Annotated in this window: 23 protein-coding genes; 19 read left to right on the top strand and 4 right to left on the bottom strand. The window is 43.8% G+C overall.

The annotated features are described in order from the left end of the window. Positions 1 to 166 precede the first annotated feature (166 nt). Positions 167 to 856, top strand: a complete 690-nt coding sequence (locus EV690_RS11840; RefSeq protein ID WP_131913228.1) for a metal-dependent hydrolase — start codon at positions 167 to 169, stop codon at positions 854 to 856. Here the strand turns inward: EV690_RS11840 and pyk are convergent. From pyk to EV690_RS11820, 4 genes are all read right to left on the bottom strand, one after another. After that, positions 843 to 2,279, bottom strand: a complete 1,437-nt coding sequence (gene pyk, locus EV690_RS11835; protein WP_131913227.1) for a pyruvate kinase — start codon at positions 2,277 to 2,279, stop codon at positions 843 to 845. The two genes, EV690_RS11840 and pyk, sit on opposite strands and share 14 nt — an antisense overlap. Positions 2,280 to 2,381: 102 nt before the next feature. Further along, positions 2,382 to 3,128, bottom strand: a complete 747-nt coding sequence (locus EV690_RS11830; protein WP_131913226.1) for an alpha/beta fold hydrolase — start codon at positions 3,126 to 3,128, stop codon at positions 2,382 to 2,384. Positions 3,129 to 3,212: 84 nt separating this feature from the next. Further along, positions 3,213 to 3,692 (bottom strand): GNAT family N-acetyltransferase, encoded by a 480-nt coding sequence (locus EV690_RS11825; protein WP_131913225.1) that lies wholly within the window; start codon positions 3,690 to 3,692, stop codon positions 3,213 to 3,215. Between the two features lie 139 nt (positions 3,693 to 3,831). Further along, positions 3,832 to 4,380, bottom strand: a complete 549-nt coding sequence (locus EV690_RS11820) for a cytochrome b (RefSeq protein ID WP_131913224.1) — start codon at positions 4,378 to 4,380, stop codon at positions 3,832 to 3,834. 186 nt (positions 4,381 to 4,566) lie between these two features. Between EV690_RS11820 and EV690_RS11815 the strand changes: the two genes are divergently transcribed. The 18 genes from EV690_RS11815 (at position 4,567) to glmU (ending at position 21,330) form a co-directional block, all read left to right on the top strand. Next, positions 4,567 to 5,331 (top strand): amino acid ABC transporter substrate-binding protein, encoded by a 765-nt coding sequence (locus EV690_RS11815; protein WP_131913223.1) that lies wholly within the window; start codon positions 4,567 to 4,569, stop codon positions 5,329 to 5,331. Positions 5,332 to 5,427: 96 nt separating this feature from the next. Further along, the gene (locus tag EV690_RS11810) at positions 5,428 to 6,099 is read left to right on the top strand and encodes an amino acid ABC transporter permease (RefSeq protein WP_131913222.1); all 672 of its coding nucleotides are present in this window, start codon (positions 5,428 to 5,430) and stop codon (positions 6,097 to 6,099) included. Next, positions 6,096 to 6,833: an amino acid ABC transporter ATP-binding protein gene (locus tag EV690_RS11805; RefSeq protein WP_131913221.1), complete on the top strand. Its 738-nt coding sequence runs from the start codon at positions 6,096 to 6,098 to the stop codon at positions 6,831 to 6,833. Before EV690_RS11810 ends, EV690_RS11805 begins: the two co-directional genes overlap by 4 nt. Before the next feature lie 619 nt (positions 6,834 to 7,452). After that, positions 7,453 to 7,899, top strand: a complete 447-nt coding sequence (mioC, locus tag EV690_RS11800; RefSeq protein WP_131913220.1) for an FMN-binding protein MioC — start codon at positions 7,453 to 7,455, stop codon at positions 7,897 to 7,899. Positions 7,900 to 8,296: 397 nt separating this feature from the next. Continuing rightward, positions 8,297 to 10,186: a tRNA uridine-5-carboxymethylaminomethyl(34) synthesis enzyme MnmG gene (mnmG, locus tag EV690_RS11795; protein WP_131913219.1), complete on the top strand. Its 1,890-nt coding sequence runs from the start codon at positions 8,297 to 8,299 to the stop codon at positions 10,184 to 10,186. A 12-nt stretch (positions 10,187 to 10,198) separates the two neighbouring features. After that, a complete protein-coding gene (rsmG, locus tag EV690_RS11790; protein WP_131913218.1) occupies positions 10,199 to 10,825 on the top strand; it encodes a 16S rRNA (guanine(527)-N(7))-methyltransferase RsmG in 627 nt (208 codons plus the stop codon). Between the two features lie 14 nt (positions 10,826 to 10,839). After that, positions 10,840 to 11,628 carry a ParA family protein gene (locus tag EV690_RS11785; RefSeq protein WP_131913217.1) on the top strand — a complete coding sequence of 263 codons (789 nt, stop codon included), beginning with the start codon at positions 10,840 to 10,842 and terminating at the stop codon, positions 11,626 to 11,628. A gap of 24 nt (positions 11,629 to 11,652) precedes the next feature. Continuing rightward, the gene (locus tag EV690_RS11780; protein ID WP_131913216.1) at positions 11,653 to 12,555 is read left to right on the top strand and encodes a ParB/RepB/Spo0J family partition protein; all 903 of its coding nucleotides are present in this window, start codon (positions 11,653 to 11,655) and stop codon (positions 12,553 to 12,555) included. A 280-nt stretch (positions 12,556 to 12,835) separates the two neighbouring features. Next, the gene (locus EV690_RS11775) at positions 12,836 to 13,222 is read left to right on the top strand and encodes an ATP synthase subunit I (RefSeq protein ID WP_131913215.1); all 387 of its coding nucleotides are present in this window, start codon (positions 12,836 to 12,838) and stop codon (positions 13,220 to 13,222) included. Between the two features lie 18 nt (positions 13,223 to 13,240). Next, positions 13,241 to 14,026, top strand: coding sequence for a F0F1 ATP synthase subunit A (gene atpB / locus EV690_RS11770; protein ID WP_131913214.1), 786 nt, complete (start codon positions 13,241 to 13,243; stop codon positions 14,024 to 14,026). A gap of 53 nt (positions 14,027 to 14,079) precedes the next feature. Then, positions 14,080 to 14,319, top strand: a complete 240-nt coding sequence (atpE, locus tag EV690_RS11765; RefSeq protein WP_131913213.1) for a F0F1 ATP synthase subunit C — start codon at positions 14,080 to 14,082, stop codon at positions 14,317 to 14,319. A gap of 60 nt (positions 14,320 to 14,379) precedes the next feature. Next, positions 14,380 to 14,850 (top strand): F0F1 ATP synthase subunit B, encoded by a 471-nt coding sequence (gene atpF / locus EV690_RS11760; protein WP_131913212.1) that lies wholly within the window; start codon positions 14,380 to 14,382, stop codon positions 14,848 to 14,850. A 14-nt stretch (positions 14,851 to 14,864) separates the two neighbouring features. Continuing rightward, positions 14,865 to 15,398, top strand: a complete 534-nt coding sequence (atpH, locus tag EV690_RS11755; protein ID WP_131913211.1) for a F0F1 ATP synthase subunit delta — start codon at positions 14,865 to 14,867, stop codon at positions 15,396 to 15,398. A 14-nt stretch (positions 15,399 to 15,412) separates the two neighbouring features. Continuing rightward, positions 15,413 to 16,954: a F0F1 ATP synthase subunit alpha gene (atpA, locus tag EV690_RS11750; RefSeq protein ID WP_131913210.1), complete on the top strand. Its 1,542-nt coding sequence runs from the start codon at positions 15,413 to 15,415 to the stop codon at positions 16,952 to 16,954. A 23-nt stretch (positions 16,955 to 16,977) separates the two neighbouring features. Next, positions 16,978 to 17,841: a F0F1 ATP synthase subunit gamma gene (gene atpG / locus EV690_RS11745; protein ID WP_131913209.1), complete on the top strand. Its 864-nt coding sequence runs from the start codon at positions 16,978 to 16,980 to the stop codon at positions 17,839 to 17,841. A 36-nt stretch (positions 17,842 to 17,877) separates the two neighbouring features. Then, positions 17,878 to 19,254: a F0F1 ATP synthase subunit beta gene (atpD, locus tag EV690_RS11740; protein ID WP_131913208.1), complete on the top strand. Its 1,377-nt coding sequence runs from the start codon at positions 17,878 to 17,880 to the stop codon at positions 19,252 to 19,254. Positions 19,255 to 19,291: 37 nt separating this feature from the next. Then, a complete protein-coding gene (locus tag EV690_RS11735) occupies positions 19,292 to 19,711 on the top strand; it encodes a F0F1 ATP synthase subunit epsilon (protein ID WP_131913207.1) in 420 nt (139 codons plus the stop codon). Positions 19,712 to 19,959: 248 nt separating this feature from the next. After that, positions 19,960 to 21,330, top strand: coding sequence for a bifunctional UDP-N-acetylglucosamine diphosphorylase/glucosamine-1-phosphate N-acetyltransferase GlmU (glmU, locus tag EV690_RS11730; RefSeq protein WP_131913206.1), 1,371 nt, complete (start codon positions 19,960 to 19,962; stop codon positions 21,328 to 21,330). Positions 21,331 to 21,374 lie beyond the last annotated feature (44 nt).

Genomic DNA, 21,374 nt, shown 5'->3' with positions numbered 1-21,374 from the left:
TGAAAAACCAACCGCCAATTTAGTATCCCACATCAATTTATGCCCGATTAGCGCGAAATTATAGCGATTATTAGCACACAGGCAAGCATCTTCCTAAGGTTTCTGTGAGCTTTTCTAAACCGCTAAACTTGTTACAATGCTTTTTTTCTCTCAACAGTTGTAGGTTATGGCTGATTTTAAGACCCATACCATTGTTGCTGCCGGTGTCAGTGGGGCAATGACCACTGGATTACTTGTGCATTATCAACTCAGTGTTCCTTTGGCTTTGTTGTTCTGGGCATCCGGAACCTTTGGCGGTATATTGCCTGATATCGATTCTGATCATTCCACCTCAATTCGGCTTATTTTTCAGTTATTGGCCGGGATAAGCGCCGTGATCACGGTGGTAGCTCTGCATACTAGATTGCCATTATGGCAATTATGGCTGGCGGGGCTGATCAGTTTCTTAGCAGTCTACTACCCGCTACGTCAATGCTTCGCTTCATTTACCATTCACCGCGGTATCTTACATTCACTGCTGGCTAATTTATTATTTGCCCTGGTCATGATTGTTGCCGGATACTACTTACTTGATATGCATCCTTGGGTCGCTTGGGGATGTGGGTGTTTTCTGTTTTGTGGCGCCATTATTCACCTCTTATTAGATGAAATCTATAGTGTGGACTTGGCGGGCGGGCGATTAAAATCGTCATTTGGAAGCGCCCTAAAATTAACCCAATGGAGTGAGCCACTGCTAAGCGTGGTTGTAATTGGGCTCATTGGCGGGCTTTACTATCTGGCACCGCCCGATCACTATTGGCTCCATTTAATGGAACACCTATTTGCACCCATGATTCACTTTTTTAAATCACTTTAAGTAATTTACAGGTATTAGTCGTGCCACTAAATTCCACCTGATCACCATGAGTAAGCGCGACTAAATCACCATTTTGCAGATATCCCTGTGCTTTGAGCTGGGATAGAACATCGCGGATTACATCGTTAATATCCCCGATTTGGTCAAAGAAGACCGGATAAACCCCCCGAAATAGCGCACATCGATTCAATGTTTGTTCATGCCGCGATAGCGCCAAAATAGGGATTCGCGAACTTAATCGCGAAGCTAACAGAGCCGTACTCCCTGATTCAGTCAAGGTTATAATGGCTTTCATTCCGGTTTGGTGTTGTGCTGCAAACATCGCCAACATTGCAACTGTTTCATTGATCTCATCAAAGTATTCATCCTGACGATAATTGTACACATGAATACTGGGATGCTTTTCAGCCCCCACACAAACGTTAGCCATCGTTTTGACCGTTGCCACGGGATACGCACCAACGGCCGTTTCACCCGAGAGCATCACGGCATCAGTGCCGTCTAAAACGGCATTGGCAACATCCATTGTTTCAGCGCGAGTGGGCATTGGTGAGCTGATCATCGACTCCATCATCTGAGTGGCAGTAATCACCAAACGGTTATGTTGTCGCGCCAAATAAATTAACCGTTTTTGTACCCCCATCAATTCGGCATCACCGATCTCAACCCCTAAATCACCGCGAGCCACCATCACGGCATCACTGGCCTTAATAATGTCAATCATCGCGGCTTCACTGGCCACGGTTTCAGCTCGTTCCACTTTTGCTATAAGTTGTACTTTTGCCATTCCCGCTTCTTGCGCTAAAGCACGCGCATAGTGCATATCTTCACCATTGCGTGGAAATGAGATAGCCAGATAATCAACACCAATCGCCGCCGCAACTTGCATATCTGCTTTATCTTTATCGGTCAGTGCCGCAGCTGAGAGTCCGCCCCCTTTTTTGTTGATCCCTTTATTATTAGAAAGTTTGCCGCCTACCGTCACTTGGCAGCGAACTTTACTCCCTTCGATATCAATCACTTGAAGTTGCACACGGCCATCATCAAGTAGCAATGTATCGCCTGGGATCACATCATGGGCCAAGACTTTATAATCGAGTCCTACTTGGGTGTGATCGCCTTGGCCGGGTTGCAATTGGGCATCTAAGCAAAATAGATCCCCCATAGAGAGTTCAATCGGACTTTGTTTAAATGTAGAGATCCGGATCTTAGGCCCTTGAAGATCCCCTAAGATGGCGACATGAGTGTGATGTTTTTGAGCAATCGCGCGAACCAACGATGCCTGTTTTTGATGATCTTCTTTTTTACCGTGGGAAAAATTTAAACGCACCATATTCACCCCGGCGAGGATCATCTGTTCCAACACCCCATCAGGTGCTGTAGCCGGGCCTAACGTAGCAACGATTTTTGTTCGACGAAACATCCCATGCTCCTTCAGCTAACAAGATAAACTTTAGCAGTTATGCCAAAGCATGAGATGGAATATAAAGAAAGTAAAGAAAGCGGCTAAAAAATCACGAGCGAACTAATCGTAATGAGTCACCCAGTCAGTTAATTTTTCACAGACCCAACGCGGATCATCCAGTGCTAAGTCATGCCCGGCACTCAAATGTGGAAATAATGGCACCTGCCATTTTGCAGCCAGCGCATAACTCAATGATGAATGAACCCAGTGATCATGGCGAGAAACCAAAAGTTGTAGTGACCCCTTTGGTGAAAAAGAGCTCCCCGATTGCATAAAGAGCTTTATCTGTTTCACTAGAGGTTCGCATCGCAATGCTAATGAGTTGGTCATTTCGGTCAGTTCAGGATGCAACCCAGGCCAAGCCGATAACCGTTTAAACCAGCGTCTAGACTGGCTCGAAGTCAGCACTGACAACACCAAAATTTTTAGCAATATCCACCAAAGTCGCGGATGCCAACGATGTTCCCGGTCTATCACAAGCGGATTAATCAGCGTGACACTTTTAATCTCATCACTAAATTGGTGTTGCCATTGCAATGCAACATTAGCGCCTAGCGACAAACTCACCAAATGACACGAGTAGCCTTGTGTCTGCTCATATAATTGGGTGCGAAACGTTTCAACTAAGTCGGCACAACTCTGCGTTTGCGAGCTTAATTGCTCACGGAGCGAAACCAGAACAACTTTGCGCTGCAGAGTCTGCTCTAGAATCTGTTGAAAACGCAGCCAGTAATAGTTTTCACCTAACAACCCTCGAATAAGTACAACAGGACTGAAATGATCCAGTAGCTGTTTTTCCTCGGTCATATTTAATCCTTATCCAATCAATTGCTCAACAAAAACTCCCAACTTGTCAATTTTGGATGTGAGCTCACAAACCATAGTACCTCATCATCCATTAGACTCTACATATTTCTCCATCTCAACAACGATCCATTGTTGACCATCGGCAGTGGCTACCGCATGCTGGTTAATCATTTTAAAACCGAAATATTGATAGCGATTCAGTGCAATTTGATTATGTTGATAAACCCCTAATTCGATTCTTTTCACTTTCAGTTGATCCCGAGCAAATCCAATCGAGTGGGCAATTAGCAAGCGACCGAGCCCCTGTCGACGATGCTGCGGATTTACAATCACCCGACATAATCGAACACTATTTTGACGGCAGGGTTTAAGCTGAAAATATCCTAATAGTTGCGGCCCATCGATCATCATTCGGGCCCAACCATCCAGCTCACTATCAAGTAATTTTGAGACACTCAACGGAAACGATAAATTAGGGCCCGCAAAAAGTTGAGTTTCCAGAGCATTATTAGGCCAATGAGCCAACTGTGCTAATCCATTTGGAATACTCTCAATAAACTGCATAACGTTCTGCTTTGTAACAATGATTATTTATAACTTTACATGGCTTAGCCACGCTTTACATCTTTAACACAAACGCACTGATGTGTAGCGATGCAATGCAGCAAATACCCATAGTTCAAGGATAAAGCGTTACAGAGCATCACGGCTTAGTGTGGTGGTGCTCCCTTCTGCCAGGCAGCATTCGCAATAACGTATTATCTTTTCGGACAAAATGGTGATAAAACGCAGCAAGCGCATGTAATCCAACTAAAAAATATCCGATAGTAGCAATCTGTTCATGGAACTGATGAAGCTGCACTGAGGCTTTAAAATCTTCGCCTAGAATGGGAGTCATTATGCCCAAAAACGGCCACGACTGTTGTTGTAACGCTAACGACAATGCCCCTAATATCGGCAAACTCAAAAAGCAGGCAAACATGAGATAGTGCATGAGCTTGGAAATAACCTGTTGCAAACGAGCAATCGGAGGAACAATGGCAACAGCTTTAGAACGCGTTATAAAAATAACGAATCGAGCCATCATCACGCCCCACAATAATCCACCGCAATTAAAATGCACTAAACGCAATAGTTCACTGATACGATAATCGGAGAATGCATCCTTTAAGTTGACGCTAGTATAAGCGCCAATCACTAATCCAACCGATAACCAGTGCAACCCAATCGTCCAAGATGAAAATCGTTGCATAGTAACCCCTTGGCCCGCTAACTCAGTATTATAAAGTCGAGTCCCTCTCTTATTTATAGCCTAATATAAAGCTTCTATTGTTATTAACCTATGTATAAACAGCTTGTTTAATAACAAAATGGAATAAGTGAATAAAAATAGTCATGTTTATAATGGCGACAATCACAATAAAGGGATACAGAATTTATGAAATATTGGAGCAAAATTTTCGCTATTGCTGCCTTACTGATGGCAATTAGCGCACCGTCAGCATTTGCCCAGGAACAAGTTGTAAAAGTTGGGATGTCAGGGGGGTATTTTCCATTTACCTTCGTTCGCAATGATAAATTACAGGGCTTTGATGTCGATGTATGGAAAGCGATTGGTAAGCTCAATCATTATAACGTGAAATTTGTTACAGCGAGTTTTTCTGGACTATTTGGTCTTTTACAAACAGGCCGAATCGATACAATTTCAAACCAGATCACGATTACGCCACAACGTAAAGCTAAGTATTTGTTTTCCAATCCATATGTGATTGACGGCGTGCAAATCACGGTTCGTAAAAACAATAACAGTATCCACTCGTTAAAGGATCTAAACGGCAAAACAGTCGCAGTTGATTTAGGGAGCAACTTTGCTCAGATCCTTGAAAAATATAATAAAGATCACAACGGCACGATCAAAATTAAAACCTTTGAAACAGGCGTTGAACAGGTTGTAGCGATGGGTCGAGCCGATGCCTATGTTATGGATCGGTTGTCAGCGGCACAATTGATTAAAAAATCACATTTGCCATTAAAATTGGCTGGCAAACCCTTCTCTGAAATTAAAAATGCTTGGCCGTTTGTAGATAATGCAAAAGGACGTAAACTGCGTAATCAAGTTAACCAAGCTCTGGCTGAGTTGCGTAAAAACGGCACACTGAAAAAAATATCTGAAAAATGGTTTGGTACAGATATTACTAAATAATCATCTAAGGCAAATTGAAAAAACCCGTTGCCTGCGACGGGTTTTTTATTACGCCAGGCACAACGCAATAGGCCACAGAGGTCTAAAAGAGGCATAATGAATTTTGACTTTGCATACATGCTCCATCTGTTTCCAATTTTGCTTAGGTATCTAAGCACCACCATGGAAATGGCTTTTTTGGGAATGTTCTTTGCCCTGATATTGGCCATTTTAATTGCGAATATCAGAATTTTTCGTATCCCAGTTCTGAACCTGCTCAGTCAGTTGTATATCAGTTTTTTCCGTGGTACACCGCTATTGGTACAGATGTTTCTGTTTTTCTACGGATTGCCTCAACTATTTCCTTCGTTGGTGGGCATTGATGCCTTTACCGCTGCAGTCATTGCACTGACATTGCACTTTACCGCCTATATGGCCGAAAGTATCCGCGCCGCAATTTTAGGGATTGACCGCAGTCAGATGGAAGCAAGCTTATCGATTGGCATGACCAATTCACAGGCAATGCGCCGTATTATTATACCGCAGGCCACTCGTATCGCCTTTCCATCGTTAGTGAACTACTTTATCGATATGATTAAATCGACCTCGCTAGCATTTACGCTCGGCGTCACCGAGATGATGGCTGAAGCAAAACTAGAAGCAGCCTCTAGTTTTAAATATCTTGAAGCTTTTTTAGCTGTCGCAATTATCTACTGGGTGGTGGTTCTCATTATGACGCGCATCCAAGTCTGGGCTGAAAAACAGATGAATAAGGCGTACCAGAGATGATTAAAATCACGAATTTACATAAAAACTTCGGCGACAGTGAAATTCTGAAAGGGATCGATCTGAGTATCAATAAAGGTGAAATTCTCTGTATCATAGGTTCCAGTGGGACAGGTAAATCCACCTTACTACGCTGCATTAACTTTTTGGAAAAACCAAGCCAAGGCCAGATTACTATCGGCTCACACTCAGTCGATGTGACACAAGCCAAACGCAGCGATATTTTAGCATTGCGCCGTTCCTGTGGGTTTGTATTTCAGAACTACGCATTATTTGCCCACATGACAGCACGAGCCAATATTGCTGAAGGGTTGATCACGGTCCAGAAAAAAAATCGCAAAGATGCCTACCAAATAGCCGATCAAATCCTCGCGGATATTGGTCTCGCTGATAAAGGTAACTCGTATCCAGCGGCGCTATCAGGCGGCCAGCAGCAACGCGTTGGAATCGCCCGAGCGATGGTATTAGAGCCAGAAATTCTGCTCTTTGATGAGCCCACTTCAGCTCTTGATCCTGAATGGGTCGGGGAAGTTCTCTCGCTGATGAAAAAACTTGCGCAACGACACCAGACCATGGCGATAGTCACCCATGAAATGCAGTTTGCTAGAGATGTCGCAGACCGGGTGATCTTTATGGCTGAGGGGAATATTGTCGAACAAGGAACGCCTCAGGAGATATTTGACACGCCTCAAGACCCGCGTTTAAAACGGTTTTTAAATCAGGTGAGTAAGGTTTAATACAGTAGTATTTCGCATTTTTCTTCATCCGATATCCACCTTGGATATCGGATTTTTTATGGCTGTGTTAGCCAATCTTACCAAGCTATTGGGGTTTACCCCCTAAATACGAGAGAGTCAGAGGGTTACAAACTTGGCTTTATCACGTCCTAATTAGCCCTTCTTGAGACGAAATCAAACTGATTGAACCAAAGCAATGAGCTCATAACTTTCTTGACGGTCTGATTCGTTATTCCGCGTTTGCTCTAAAACTAACCAAGTATTCCTCTATAAAGAATATTTATCGCAATCACACCACCCGCAATTTCTGTATTATTTGCCTACTCAGAGCAAAAATTTCTCAATGTCGCTTGGCCAACCGATCACTTTTACACAGGTTGATCTTATTAAATGATCGGGATAACTGATCCCTTAAATGATCGCAGCATCAGGATCTTCGCGGGTGATCCACACATTTGCGAAGGCGAATATCAGGTGCACAATATGTGGATCAACTGTGACTTTTATTCGATCTTAATTTATAGTCGCAACAACATTTTGTGGAAACTGCTTAAAAACAAAATATTCATCCACAAATAAACGAGGTTATTTTTACCTTCTTTTCGAATGAGGAGTCGTTATGGAAATTGATCTCATTGTGGGATCTATGATGGGTGCAGCAGAGTATGTAGCCGATGAATTAGAGCAAGACCTGATCGATAAACATCAGGTAACACAGCACTTAGATGCAGATTTAGAAGAACTTGCAACCGATGGGAGTCATATCTGGTTAGTTTGCACATCAACACATGGTGCTGGTGATTTTCCTGATAATATTCAACCCTTTGTTGACCAGCTTAAAACACAAAGCCCTGATCTTAGCCAACTAAAATACGGCATTATCGCGTTAGGTTCGAGCCAATATGACACGTTCTGTCAAGCCGGACGAAATATGGATAAACTACTCACTGAACTCGGTGCAAAGCGCATCGGTAAACGATTGGAAATTGACGCTGAAGAACAACCCGTACCAGAAGATAGCGCATTAGAATGGCTACCAGGGTGGCGCGACGAGTTAGAAGCATAATAGTCTATCCACAATCAGCGAATAAATTGTGAATAACGGGATCAATATCCTCTGATCTTAGCAATGTTATTCCTATGGATAACTTACGACTGCGATTCATCTGTGGATAAATAAGGATCTTGCGCCCAGCTTCTACGCGATCAGATCAATGGTTAAACACATCTTTTGATCTGATCTAACTTAATGATCTAAGTGTTTTTTTTCCACTTAATCACAGAAATCCCGCTCCTTAGTAGTAGATCTAATAAAAAAGATCTTTAAATAAGATCTTATATTATTAATAACGATCTTTTCTGAGATCCTATCTAAAAATGATCGTTTCCTCTGAGCCATTAAATCGGTAGAATACCCACCCCCTTAGCGTAAGGGATCATTAAAGATTGATGGGGTTAATCAGATGTTCTTAGATCAGCAGTTTGACGTAATTGTTGTTGGTGGTGGTCATGCCGGCACAGAAGCAGCTAGTGCGGCAGCTCGAATGGGGCGTAAAACACTGCTCCTAACACACAATATCGAAACACTTGGACAAATGTCCTGTAATCCAGCTATTGGTGGGATCGGCAAAGGACATCTGGTTAGAGAAATCGACGCAATGGGCGGGATCATGGCGCAAGCTGCTGATCGGGGTGGAATTCAATTTCGTACCCTAAATTCAAGCAAAGGCCCTGCCGTTCGCGCAACTCGTGCTCAAGCCGATCGGATTCTCTACAAAGCTGCCGTTCGGCAAATGTTAGAAAACCAACCTAACCTGTATCTGTTTCAACAGGCCTGTGATGACTTAGTCATTGAAGGTGAGAAAGTAACCGGTGTGATCACTCAAAGCGGTTTAACATTTCATGCCAAAACGGTGGTTTTAACGGTTGGAACATTTTTGGCGGGCCGTATTCATATCGGTTTAGATAACTACGCAGGCGGTAGAGCTGGCGATCCACCTGCACAGCGTTTAGCTCAGCGTTTACATGAATTACCTCTTCGGATCAGCCGGCTAAAAACAGGGACTCCTCCACGTATCGATGGTCGAACCATTGATTACTCAGTGATGAAAGAACAGCCAGGAGATTCCCCAGAACCGGTTTTTTCGTTTATTGGCCAGCGCAGCGATCATCCACAGCAGATCCCGTGTTATATCGCGCATACCAATTTAAAAACTCATGAGATCATCAAAACTGGCTTGGATCGCAGTCCAATGTTTACCGGGGTGATCGAAGGCGTTGGCCCTCGTTATTGCCCATCGATTGAAGATAAAATCACGCGCTTTGCTGACAAAGACAGCCATCAGATCTTTATCGAACCTGAAGGGCTAACCACCAACGAAGTCTATCCAAATGGGATATCAACAAGCTTACCTTTTGATGTTCAAGTTGAGCTGGTACATTCCATCAAAGGGTTAGAAAACGCTCATATTCTGCGCCCAGGGTATGCAATTGAATATGATTACTTCGATCCACGCGATCTGAAAATGACACTTGAAAATAAACATATTCAAGGCCTCTTTTTTGCTGGACAGATCAACGGCACAACGGGCTATGAAGAAGCCGGTGCGCAAGGATTAATTGCTGGTCTAAATGCCGCTCGCATGGCTTGGGATGAAGAAGGCTGGGCACCTCGGCGTGAAGAGTCCTATGTTGGTGTACTTATTGATGACCTGTCAACATTAGGGACCAAAGAACCTTATCGAATGTTTACCAGTCGTGCGGAATACCGGCTGTTACTGCGTGAAGATAATGCGGATATTCGTTTAACCCCCGTTGGCCGTGAACTAGGGTTGGTTGGCGATAAACGTTGGAAACTATTTAACGATAAAATCGAATCTGTTGAACACGAACGCCAACGGCTCCGCGCAACATTAGTTCATCCACGGACTCCTGGAATTGAACAGCTGAATCCACTGTTGAAAAATCCGCTAAATCGGGAGCACCGTTTAGAAGAGATCTTACGTCGACCTGAGATGACGTATGATCAATTGATGTCTCTGGATATTTTTGGTCCAGGTCTAACTGAACCAAATGCAGCTGAACAAGTTGAGATCCAGGTTAAATACGATGGTTACATTAAACGCCAGCTCGAAGAGATCGAAAAATCTCGGCGCCATGAGCAAACATTGTTACCTCATAACATCGATTTTAGCCAGATCAGCGGGCTTTCCAATGAAGTTGTCGCTAAACTGAAAGAGGCTCAACCGGAAACCTTAGGCCAGGCATCACGTATTTCTGGAGTAACCCCTGCGGCTATTTCACTATTGCTGGTTTATCTTAAAAAGCATGATTTAGTGCGTAAATCGGCATAAAAAGGTGATCGGGTGCTAAAATCTTTATTAAATGAGCTGCTTAAAGAAGCAAAACTCAACCTTGATGCAGCGCAAATTGATCAGCTTGTCGCATTGGTTGAATTACTTGATAAGTGGAATAAAGCCTATAATTTAACATCGGTGCGTGATCCCAACGAGATGCTGATCCGTCATATTCTCGATTCTCTGGTTGTTAGTGAACACCTTGAGGGCGATCGATTTATTGATGTTGGAACCGGGCCAGGATTGCCGGGGTTGCCGTTGGCCATTATCAATCCAGATAAACAGTTTGTATTGCTTGATTCGTTAGGCAAACGAATACGTTTTATTAAACAGGTTTGTTATAGCCTGAAGCTCAATAATGTGACAGCGCTGCAAGCGCGGGTTGAAAATTACCAACCAGAAGATAAATTTGATGGTGTTTTAAGCAGAGCCTTTGCTTCATTAAGTGATATGTTACAGTGGTGTTCTCACTTACCGGCAAATCATGGTAAATTCTATGCCTTGAAAGGGAGTATTCCTGAGTCGGAAATTGAAACCTTAGACGTTGGGCTAAAAGTTCGGGATATTATTAAGTTACAGGTTCCACGACTTGCAGAGCAGCGTCATCTGATTATCATTGAACCAGTTTCACATTAAAACAGAGAGTGCTTGTGGCTAAAGTGATTGCGGTTGCCAACCAAAAAGGTGGTGTCGGCAAAACAACGACCAGCGTTAACTTGGCAGCTTCTATGGCTGCGACTAAGCGCAAAGTATTGTTAATTGATCTCGACCCGCAAGGGAACGCGACGATGGGTAGTGGCGTTGATAAATATGACGTTCCTAAAACGAGTTATGAGCTACTGGTTGACGAAGAACCAATTGATGATGTTCTTGTCCATGAAACATCCGGTGGTTATGATTTGTTAGCCGCTAATTCCGATGTGACAGCTGCCGAAATTAAGCTGATGGAGTTCTTTGCTCGAGAAGTTCGTCTACGCAAGGCCATTGCTCCCGTTCGTGAGCGTTACGATTATATATTTATTGATTGTCCGCCATCGCTGAATATGTTGACCGTAAATGCCATGGCTGCGGCTGATTCTATATTAGTGCCGATGCAGTGTGAGTATTATGCTTTGGAGGGTTTGACGGCGTTGATGGATACCATTAGCAAATTGGCTTCGATCGTCAATCCCGACCTTAAAATTGAAGGAATTTTGCGGACTATGTTTGATCCGCGAAACCGTCTGGCAGCGGATGTTGCCGCGCAGCTTAAACAGCATTTTGGCGAAAAAGTATACCGGACCGTTATTCCTCGCAACGTCCGTTTAGCGGAAGCCCCAAGTTTCGGTAAACCTGCTATGTATTACGATAAAACATCGAATGGGGCTAAAGCATATCTGGCACTCGCTGGCGAAATCATCCGTCGCCAAGAATCTAATCAAACAAAAGTTGCGGGTTAATTTTTCATGGGAGCTGATTTTTCAATGACGTCTCGTAAACGTGGTCTAGGTAAAGGTTTAGATGTGCTGCTAAGCACCAGTCATTCTGCGCGTCAGCGAGAACAGTCTGAGCATGCAGCGTCCGGTCAACAAGATGAACGTTCAGAGTCATCGGATAAAACGCTACGCACACTGCCGATCGAGTGGCTGAAACCAGGCCGTTATCAGCCGCGTAAAGATATGTCTAGCGAACTGCTTGAAGAGTTGGCGCAATCCATTCAGGCGCAAGGGGTGATTCAGCCCATAGTGGTCCGTCCGGTTGGTCATGAGCAATTTGAAATTATCGCCGGGGAGCGGCGTTGGCGTGGGGCCCAGCTGGCTGGACTACATGATGTTCCATGCTTGGTCAAAGATGTTGATGACAATGCTGCGATTGCTATGGCCTTAATTGAAAATATTCAGCGTGAAGATCTCAATGCCATGGAAGAAGCGGTTGCGTTGCAGCGTTTATTAGATGAATTTTCCCTGACTCACCAGCAAGTGGCAGATGCTGTAGGTAAATCGCGTACCGCTATTAGTAACTTATTGCGTTTGAACGGACTAGTCGCTGAAGTGAAGCAGCTTTTAGAGCATGGTGACATAGAAATGGGCCATGCCAGAGCATTATTATCGCTTCATGGTGACCAACAAGTTGAAGCAGGTCGCATAATTGCAGCAAAAGGTTTAACAGTTCGAGAGACCGAAAAGCTAGTTAAAAAGTTATTAAATCCCTCCTCACCTTCGGTTTCGACCTCCTTAGATCCGGATGTTGAAAGATTACAGCAACGTTTATCGGAACAGCTTGGTTCTGTTGTAAAAATACAGCAGTCAAAACAAGGAAAAGGTAAATTAGTGATCAACTACACATCTTTAGCCGAATTAGATCAAATTATTAATAAATTTAACTAGAATAAACCATTTAACTTGAAAGTTTATTTCTATTATCACTGGAATAAGCCAATAACCCTGTAATAAATTGACATGAGTCAACGCCGGATAAAGGCAACAGGTTGAATATATGAGTGGTTGGTTTCTATTGATGAAATAGCTTTGTTATATAACGCGAAAGTTATATTTGTGAAAAAATTTAGCGTTGTTAACAACATTGCAATGACTATTAAGCAACGTATAATTGCATTTTTGTTGGTGGCAGGTGGGTCTATTATTGATTCAGCCAGGGAGTCTTTCCGTGTCGGGACATTTCTTTGAGTATACGCGCCGGCGAGTGTTTTTCCTGATGGGTCTGCAGGCTTGCTTTATCTGCCTATTAGTATTTGGGACTGCGTTATTTAAAGAAAAACAAATTGTTTTATCTGTTTTTATCGGTTCCTTGATATTTTTTATTTCTAACTGGTGTTTTATGTTATTTTCTCTTCGAAAATATACGGAATTATCGCCAGCATCAGCGGTAAAAAGTATCTATATTGGTCAGGCAATGAAACTGGCTTTGGTAGTAGGGCTTAGTGTTGTTTTTATGCATGTTTTTACGTTGAATGCGTTAGCGGTTTTGTTGAGTTTCATCGTAAGTGTATTGGCGCACGGTCTTACTCTTTTACTTATATTTCAAAGTAGATAATTAGGTGGGGCTTATTGTATGGCTGCAACTGGAGAACAGGTGTCTTCTGCTGAATATATATCACACCACTTGCAGAACTTGCAGGTTGGGACTGGTTTTTGGCAGTTCAACATCGACTCGTTGTTTTGGTCGGTCCTATTAGGTGTGCTTTTTTTATGGTTATTTAGAGCCTATGCGAAAAAAGCAACTACCCATGGTGTACCGGGGAAGATGCAATGTTTTATCGAGATAATTGTCGAATTTGTGGATAACTCCGTTAAAGATATTTTTCATGGTAAAAATAAACTTATTGCGCCATTATCTTTAACTATTTTTGTTTGGGTTTTCCTGATGAATTTCATGGATTTACTCCCAATTGACTATCTCCCTTATGTAGCAGAACACTGGATGGGTTTACCAAACATGCGTGTTGTTCCATCAGCTGATGTGAATATTGACATGTCTATGGCATTGGCCGTCTTTGTTTTGGTTATCTTTTATAGTTTGAAGGTGAAAGGTTTGGGTGGGTTCATTAAAGAACTGACCATGCAACCGTTTAACCACTGGGCGTTTATTCCAATCAACTTTATCCTGGAAATGGTTTCATTGCTTTCTAAACCATTATCGTTAGGGCTTCGGTTGTTTGGTAATATGTACGCAGGGGAACTGATTTTCATTCTGATTGCAGCCTTGCTGCCATGGTGGATTCAGTGGCTTCTGTCTGTTCCGTGGGCTATCTTCCACATTCTGATTATTACATTGCAAGCGTTTATCTTTATGGTCCTGACGATCGTTTATCTGTCTCAGGCAAGTGAAGATCATTAATTTTTAAACTCTATTGTTGGATAAACATAGTCGATAGAAAACTGGAGAAACTAATGGAAAATTTGAATTTTGATCTGCTGTACATTGCCGCGGCTATCATGATGGGGTTAGCGGCTATTGGTGCTGCTATCGGTATCGGTATCTTAGGCGGTAAGTATTTGGAAGGTGCAGCTCGTCAACCTGATATGATTCCTCTGTTACGTACGCAATTCTTCATCGTTATGGGTCTGGTCGATGCGATCCCAATGATTGCAGTAGGTCTGGGTCTATATGTCATGTTTGCGGCCGCTTAGAAGGATAGTGTTTAATCGCTATTATTTGATATTTTATTCATTATTTAGAGAGGTATTGCAGTGAATCTCAATGCAACCATCCTCGGCCAGGCTATCGCTTTTATTATCTTTGTCTGGTTTTGCATGAAATTCGTATGGCCACCGATTATGAAAGCCATCGAGGATCGTCAGAAAACTATTGCTGATGGTTTACAAAGTGCAGAACGGGCAAAAAAAGATTTGGAATTAGCAAAAGCTAAATCTTCAGATCAGCTGAAAAGCGCCAAAAACGAAGCCGCCGTCATCATTGAACAGGCGAATAAACGTAAAGCCCAGATCCTTGATGAAGCGAAACAAGAAGCTGTCAGTGAACGAGAAAAAATCGTTTCGCAAGGACAGGCTGAATTAGAAGCCGAACGTAATCGGCTTCGTGAAGAGCTGCGCGCTCAAGTCGCGGCACTCTCTGTCTTGGGAGCTGAAAAAATCATTCAGCGTTCCATTGATGCAGAGGCCAATAAAGATATTATCGATCAGGTGCTCAAGGAGCTTTAGAGGGGTAAGAGTTTATGGCTGAACAAAGAACCATTGCTCGCCCTTACGCGAAGGCTGCGTTTGAGTTTGCTGTGGAGCATAAAGCAATCGATAAATGGGGTGATATGCTGGGGTTTGCGAGCGTAGTCGTCCAAGAACCTCAGATGAAGGAAATTTTATCGAATGCCGATAAGACCCAACTAATGGCTGATATTTTCGTCAACGTTTGTGGGGATGCGCTCGACGGACATGGTCAGAACCTGATTCGGGTTATGGCCGAAAACAAACGTCTTGGAGTCCTTCCTTCGGTCTGTGAACAATTTATGGAGTTCCGTTCGGAATACCAAAAAGAGATTGTCGTACAGGTTGAAAGTGCGGCCGAACTGTCACAGTCGCAGCTGCAAGAGTTATCGAGCGCCTTGGAAAAACGATTTGCGCGTAATGTGCAGCTAGAATGCAGTGTCAACAGTGATTTGATCGCCGGCATGGTGATTACCGCTGGCGATACAGTGATTGATAGCTCTGTTAAAGGGCAACTGGCAAAACTGTCTGACACGCTTAAAGCGTAATTGGGGAATAGAGCATGCAACTGAATTCCACTGAGATTAGCGAACTGATCAAAGAACGAATTGACCAGTTTCAGGTTGTTAGTGAAGCTCGTAATGAAGGTACTATCGTTTCAGTAAGTGATGGTATTTTGCGGATTCATGGCCTTGCAGATGTAATGCAAGGTGAAATGATTGAGCTTCCTGACAATCGATTTGCACTCGCACTTAACTTGGAACGTGATTCCGTTGGTGCGGTTGTTATGGGGCCTTATGCCGATTTGGCAGAAGGCGATAAAGCTAAAAGTACTGGCCGTATTTTAGAAGTCCCTGTAGGCCGTGGTCTGTTAGGCCGTGTGGTTAACACCTTGGGACAACCGATTGATGGTAAAGGCGCTGTTGAACATGATGGGTTCTCACCTGTTGAAGTGATTGCGCCTGGGGTTATGGCCCGTAAGTCAGTCGATAAACCTGTACAAACGGGTTTGAAAGCGATTGACTCAATGATTCCAATCGGTCGTGGTCAACGTGAGTTGATTATTGGTGACCGTCAAACAGGTAAAACTGCCATTGCTGTCGATACCATTATTAACCAGAAAGATGCTGGTATTAAATGTATCTATGTCGCGATTGGTCAGAAAGCATCAACAATTGCTAACGTGGTTCGTCAATTAGAAGAACACGGAGCAATGGCTTACACCACTGTAGTTGCTGCATCTGCATCTGATACGGCTGCGCTGCAATATTTGGCACCTTACTCTGGCTGTGCCATGGGTGAGTATTTCCGTAACCGTGGTGAAGATTCTCTGATTATTTATGATGACCTGTCCAAACAGGCGGTCGCTTATCGTCAGGTTTCTCTTTTGCTACGTCGTCCACCAGGTCGTGAAGCATTCCCTGGGGATGTGTTCTATTTGCACTCTCGTTTACTCGAACGTGCAGCGCAGGTTAATGAAGAGTTTGTTGAAGAGTTCACCAAGGGTGAAGTCAAAGGTCGCTCTGGTTCCTTGACTGCTTTGCCTATTATTGAAACTCAAGCCGGGGACGTTTCTGCATTTGTTCCAACCAACGTAATTTCGATTACCGATGGTCAGATCTTCTTGACGACTCAGCTGTTTAACTCAGGCGTACGTCCTGCGGTTGACCCTGGTATTTCAGTCTCTCGTGTTGGTGGTGCTGCTCAGACGAAAATCATCAAAAAACTTTCTGGTGGGATTCGTACCGCACTGGCTCAGTATCGTGAATTGGCGGCCTTCGCTCAGTTTGCATCTGATCTTGATGATACCACTCGTAAACAGTTGGATCATGGTCAGAAAGTAACTGAATTGATGAAGCAAAACCAGTTTTCACCCCGTTCTGTCGCTGAACAGGCTCTTAGCTTGTATGCCGCTGAGAAAGGGTTCCTGGATGATGTTGAAGAGAACAAAATTGTCGATTTCGAATTGGCATTGCTCTCTTATGCAAAAGCAGAACATGCAGAACTGTTAGCCACTATCAACGAAACTGGTGATTACAACGACGAGATTGATGGAAAATTGAAAGCGCTCTTGGAAGCTTTCAAATCCACTCAAACTTGGTAGTTCACCGATAGGAGCATAACTTTATGGCCGGCGCAAAAGAGATTAAAGGTAAAATCGGGAGTGTGAAAAACACTCAGAAAATTACCAAAGCGATGCAAATGGTTGCCGCCAGTAAAATGCGTCGCTCCCAGGAGCGTATGGAATCGAGTCGTCCATATGCACGAACAATGCGCAAAATGATCGGTCATATTGCGCTTGGTAAGTTGGAGTATAAACATCCTTATACTATAGAACGACCTGCTAAGCGTGTTGGTTATATCATCGTCTCAAGTGACCGTGGGTTGTGTGGTGGTTTGAATATTAACTTGTTTAAACACGCCATCAGCGATATGAAACAGTGGAATGAACAAGGTGTTGAAGTTGATTTAGCACTGTTAGGTTCCAAAGCCACTGGTTTTTTCAACTCCCACGGTGGACATGTTGTGGCTCAGAATTCAGGTTTGGGTGATGCACCCTCGCTGGATGAATTAGTCGGGACTGTCCGGGTGATGCTGGATGCGTATGACGAAGGACGCTTAGACCGTCTGTTTTTGGTGTATAACCAGTTCGTTAATACGATGGTCCAGAAACCAAAAGTCGATCAGATTTTGCCTCTGCCTAAAGCAGATGATCCGGAAATTGCTAAACGTAATTGGGACTATATCTATGAGCCCGATGCACGGGACATCTTAGATACACTGATGTCTCGATATGTTGAATCGCAAGTGTACCAGGCATCTGTAGAAAACTTGGCATGTGAACAGGCCGCTCGAATGATTTCCATGAAAGCAGCCACTGATAATGCCAGTAGCCTGATAGACACACTGCAGTTGGTTTACAACAAAGAACGTCAGGCCGCCATTACCCAAGAACTGACAGAAATTGTCTCCGGGGCTGCAGCAGTTTAATGGCAGCGAAAGCATAAAGAATTTAGAGGAATCAACATGAGTAACGGTAACATCGTCCAGATTATTGGCGCTGTTGTGGACGTTGAGTTTCCACTGGACAGTGTGCCTCACATCTATGATGCTCTGAACGTTGAAAGTGCCGGATTGGTACTGGAAGTTCAGCAGCAAATTGGTGGTGGCGTTGTTCGTTGTATCGCAATGGGCTCATCTGATGGGCTAGTTCGCGGTATGGACGTTAGTAATACTGGTGAAGCTATTAAAGTACCGGTTGGCGAAGGCACCTTAGGACGTATTATGAACGTACTAGGTGAACCAGTTGACGGCGTTGGTGAAATTAAAGCCGACGAAAAATATATTATCCATCGTGATGCTCCAACCTATGAAGAACAATCTAACGCGATTGAACTTTTGGAAACGGGTGTAAAGGTTATCGACCTGATTTGCCCATTTGCTAAAGGTGGTAAAATTGGTCTGTTTGGCGGTGCCGGTGTGGGTAAAACTGTCAACATGATGGAGCTGATTAACAACATTGCGACAGCTCACTCAGGTTTGTCTGTATTTGCTGGGGTCGGTGAACGTACCCGTGAAGGGAACGATTTCTACTACGAAATGCAAGAGTCAGGCGTTATCGATAAAGTGGCCATGGTTTATGGTCAGATGAATGAGCCTCCTGGGAACCGTCTTCGAGTTGCGCTCACGGGGCTGACAATGGCGGAACGTTTTCGTGACGAAGGCCGTGATGTATTGTTGTTCATCGATAATATTTATCGTTATACCTTGGCTGGGACTGAAGTATCAGCATTGCTGGGACGTATGCCATCAGCGGTTGGTTATCAGCCTACATTGGCTGAAGAAATGGGTGTTTTGCAAGAACGTATTACATCAACTAAGACGGGTTCAATTACCTCGATTCAAGCGGTATATGTACCAGCGGATGACTTGACTGACCCATCACCAGCAACTACTTTTGCTCACTTGGATGCAACGGTTGTATTGTCTCGTAACATTGCTGCATTAGGTTTGTACCCTGCGGTGGATCCACTGGACTCAACAAGTCGTCAGCTTGATCCATTGGTTATCGGTCAGGAACATTATAGCGTTGCTCGTGGTGTTCAGACGATCTTACAGCGTTATAAAGATCTCAAAGACATCATCGCTATTTTAGGGATGGATGAGCTTTCTGAAGACGATAAATTGGCTGTTGCTCGGGCACGTAAAATTGAACGTTTCTTAACTCAGCCATACCATGTTGCTGAAGTGTTCACCGGCGACCCTGGTATTTACGTTCCACTGAAAGAAACTATCCGTGGCTTTAAAGGCATTTTGGATGGTGAATATGACGATCTGCCTGAACAGGCCTTCCTGTATTGTGGTTCGATCGATGATGCAGTTGAAAACGCTAAGAAAATGTAATCATTCCACTTTTAGATAGTGGATTGAGGAGGCTATCATGGCAGCAATGACAGTCCATCTGGATGTAGTTAGTGCTGAGGATAAAATGTTCTCGGGGCTAGTAGAAAGCATTCAGGTGACCGGTCAGGAAGGGGAACTTGGCATTCGTTATGGCCATGCTCCATTGCTGACCCCGATTAAGCCCGGTATGGTTCGTATCGTTAAACAACACGGCGAACCCGAAGTGATTTATCTTTCGGGGGGGATCTTGGAAGTTCAGCCTAATCTAGTGACCGTTTTGGCTGACACTGCCATTCGTGGCGAAGACTTGGATCGCGCTAAAGCTGAGAAAGCGAAGAAATCAGCTGAAGAGCGGATTAATAATCCGCATAGCGATATTGATTATGCTCAGGCCCACAGTGAGTTGATGAAAGCCATTGCTCAGCTGCGTGTTCTGGATATGGTGAAAACTCGCTAAACGTATATGAACAAGGCTTATCAATAGTGAAGGCAACCTTTAGGGTTGCCTTTTTTTTAACAAATTTATAGTGACAACATAAATTCGGTTAAGTGTTTAAGTTTAATCATATGATATAACTCAGGGGCTAATAGAGCGCATGTGAAATTGCTATACTGTCAGCTCAATAAATTGAAACTGCTTAATCTAAGCGATTTATGGATTGCTTAGCTTTTTTATATTTTTTCTCATCATTAGTGGAGTCGTGCATGAATTTAAGTGTGGTTATCCTGGCAGCCGGGAAGGGGACCCGGATGTATTCTCGTTTGGCAAAAGTTCTCCATCCGATTGCAGGTAAAGCAATGGTTCAGCACGTCATCAATACGGCTCGCGCGCTCGGTAGCGAGTCGATCCACCTAGTTTATGGTTTTGGGGGGGAGCAACTCAAAGCAACCTTAACTGGAGATGATCTAAATTGGGTTGAACAAATTGAGCAACTTGGTACGGGCCATGCGATGCTCCAAGCCGCTCCATATTTTAAAGATGATGAAATTGTCTTAATGCTCTATGGTGATACACCGCTGGTTGAAACCGAAACACTTGAGCGGCTGATTGCTGCTAAACCACAAGATGGCATTGCTCTGTTGACGGTTAAACAGAACGATCCAACTGGATATGGCCGAATTATTCGTGACGCAGACGGACATATTACCGCGATTGTCGAGCATAAAGATGCCAGTGAAGAGCAGCGCAATATTAAAGAGGTTAATACTGGCATCATGGCGGGGAGCGGTAAAGATTGGAAACATTTCCTCGCTCAACTTTCTAATGATAATGCTCAAAGAGAATATTATGCCACCGATGTGATTGCGCTGGCGGTTAGTGAAGGGCGTTCAATTGGTTATGTTGAAGCGCTCAATGCCGATGAAGTCGCTGGTGTGAATAGTCGAGTGCAGCAAGCTGCGCTGGAGCGTGCATATCAGTTAAAACTGGCGAATCAGCTATTGACCGATGGTGTTTCTTTGGCGGATCCAACACGTTTTGATTTACGTGGACAGTTAGAACATGGCTACGATTGCTTTATTGATGTGAACTGTGTTTTCCAAGGTAACGTAACGCTTGGCAATGATGTCAGTATTGGTGCGAACTGTGTCCTGAGCGATTGTGTGATTGGCGATGGTTGTGAAGTGAAACCCAATACGGTCATTGAAGGGGCTATCCTTGAGAAAGGTAGTTCAGCCGGACCTTTTGCGCGGCTGCGTCCCGGTGCTAAGTTAGCCGAAGATGCCCATATTGGCAATTTTGTTGAAATGAAAAAGGCCTCGCTAGGTAAAGGTTCTAAATGTGGTCATTTAACCTATCTTGGTGATGCCGAAATAGGGGCTAATGTGAATATTGGTGCAGGGACTATCACTTGTAATTATGATGGCGTGAATAAATTTAAAACAGTGATTGAAGATGGTGCCTTTATCGGCAGTGACTCTCAGTTGGTAGCGCCAGTTCGTATCGGTAAAAATGCAACAATAGCTGCAGGTACAACTATTACCAAAGATGCGCCTGCCGAGCAGTTGACTCTTTCCAGAATACGTCAAACATCAGTTGCTCATTGGCAACGACCCGCTAAAAAAGCTGAAGATTAATCAGGCTTCGGCATCGCAGGGTGCCGATATTGTGTTGTATTGAA

It is taken from the genome of Celerinatantimonas diazotrophica (genome assembly GCF_004339545.1).
Lineage (GTDB): Bacteria > Pseudomonadota > Gammaproteobacteria > Enterobacterales > Celerinatantimonadaceae > Celerinatantimonas > Celerinatantimonas diazotrophica.
The sequence above is the reverse complement of the archived record's forward strand: the minus strand, read 5'-3'. Positions and strand labels throughout refer to the sequence as shown.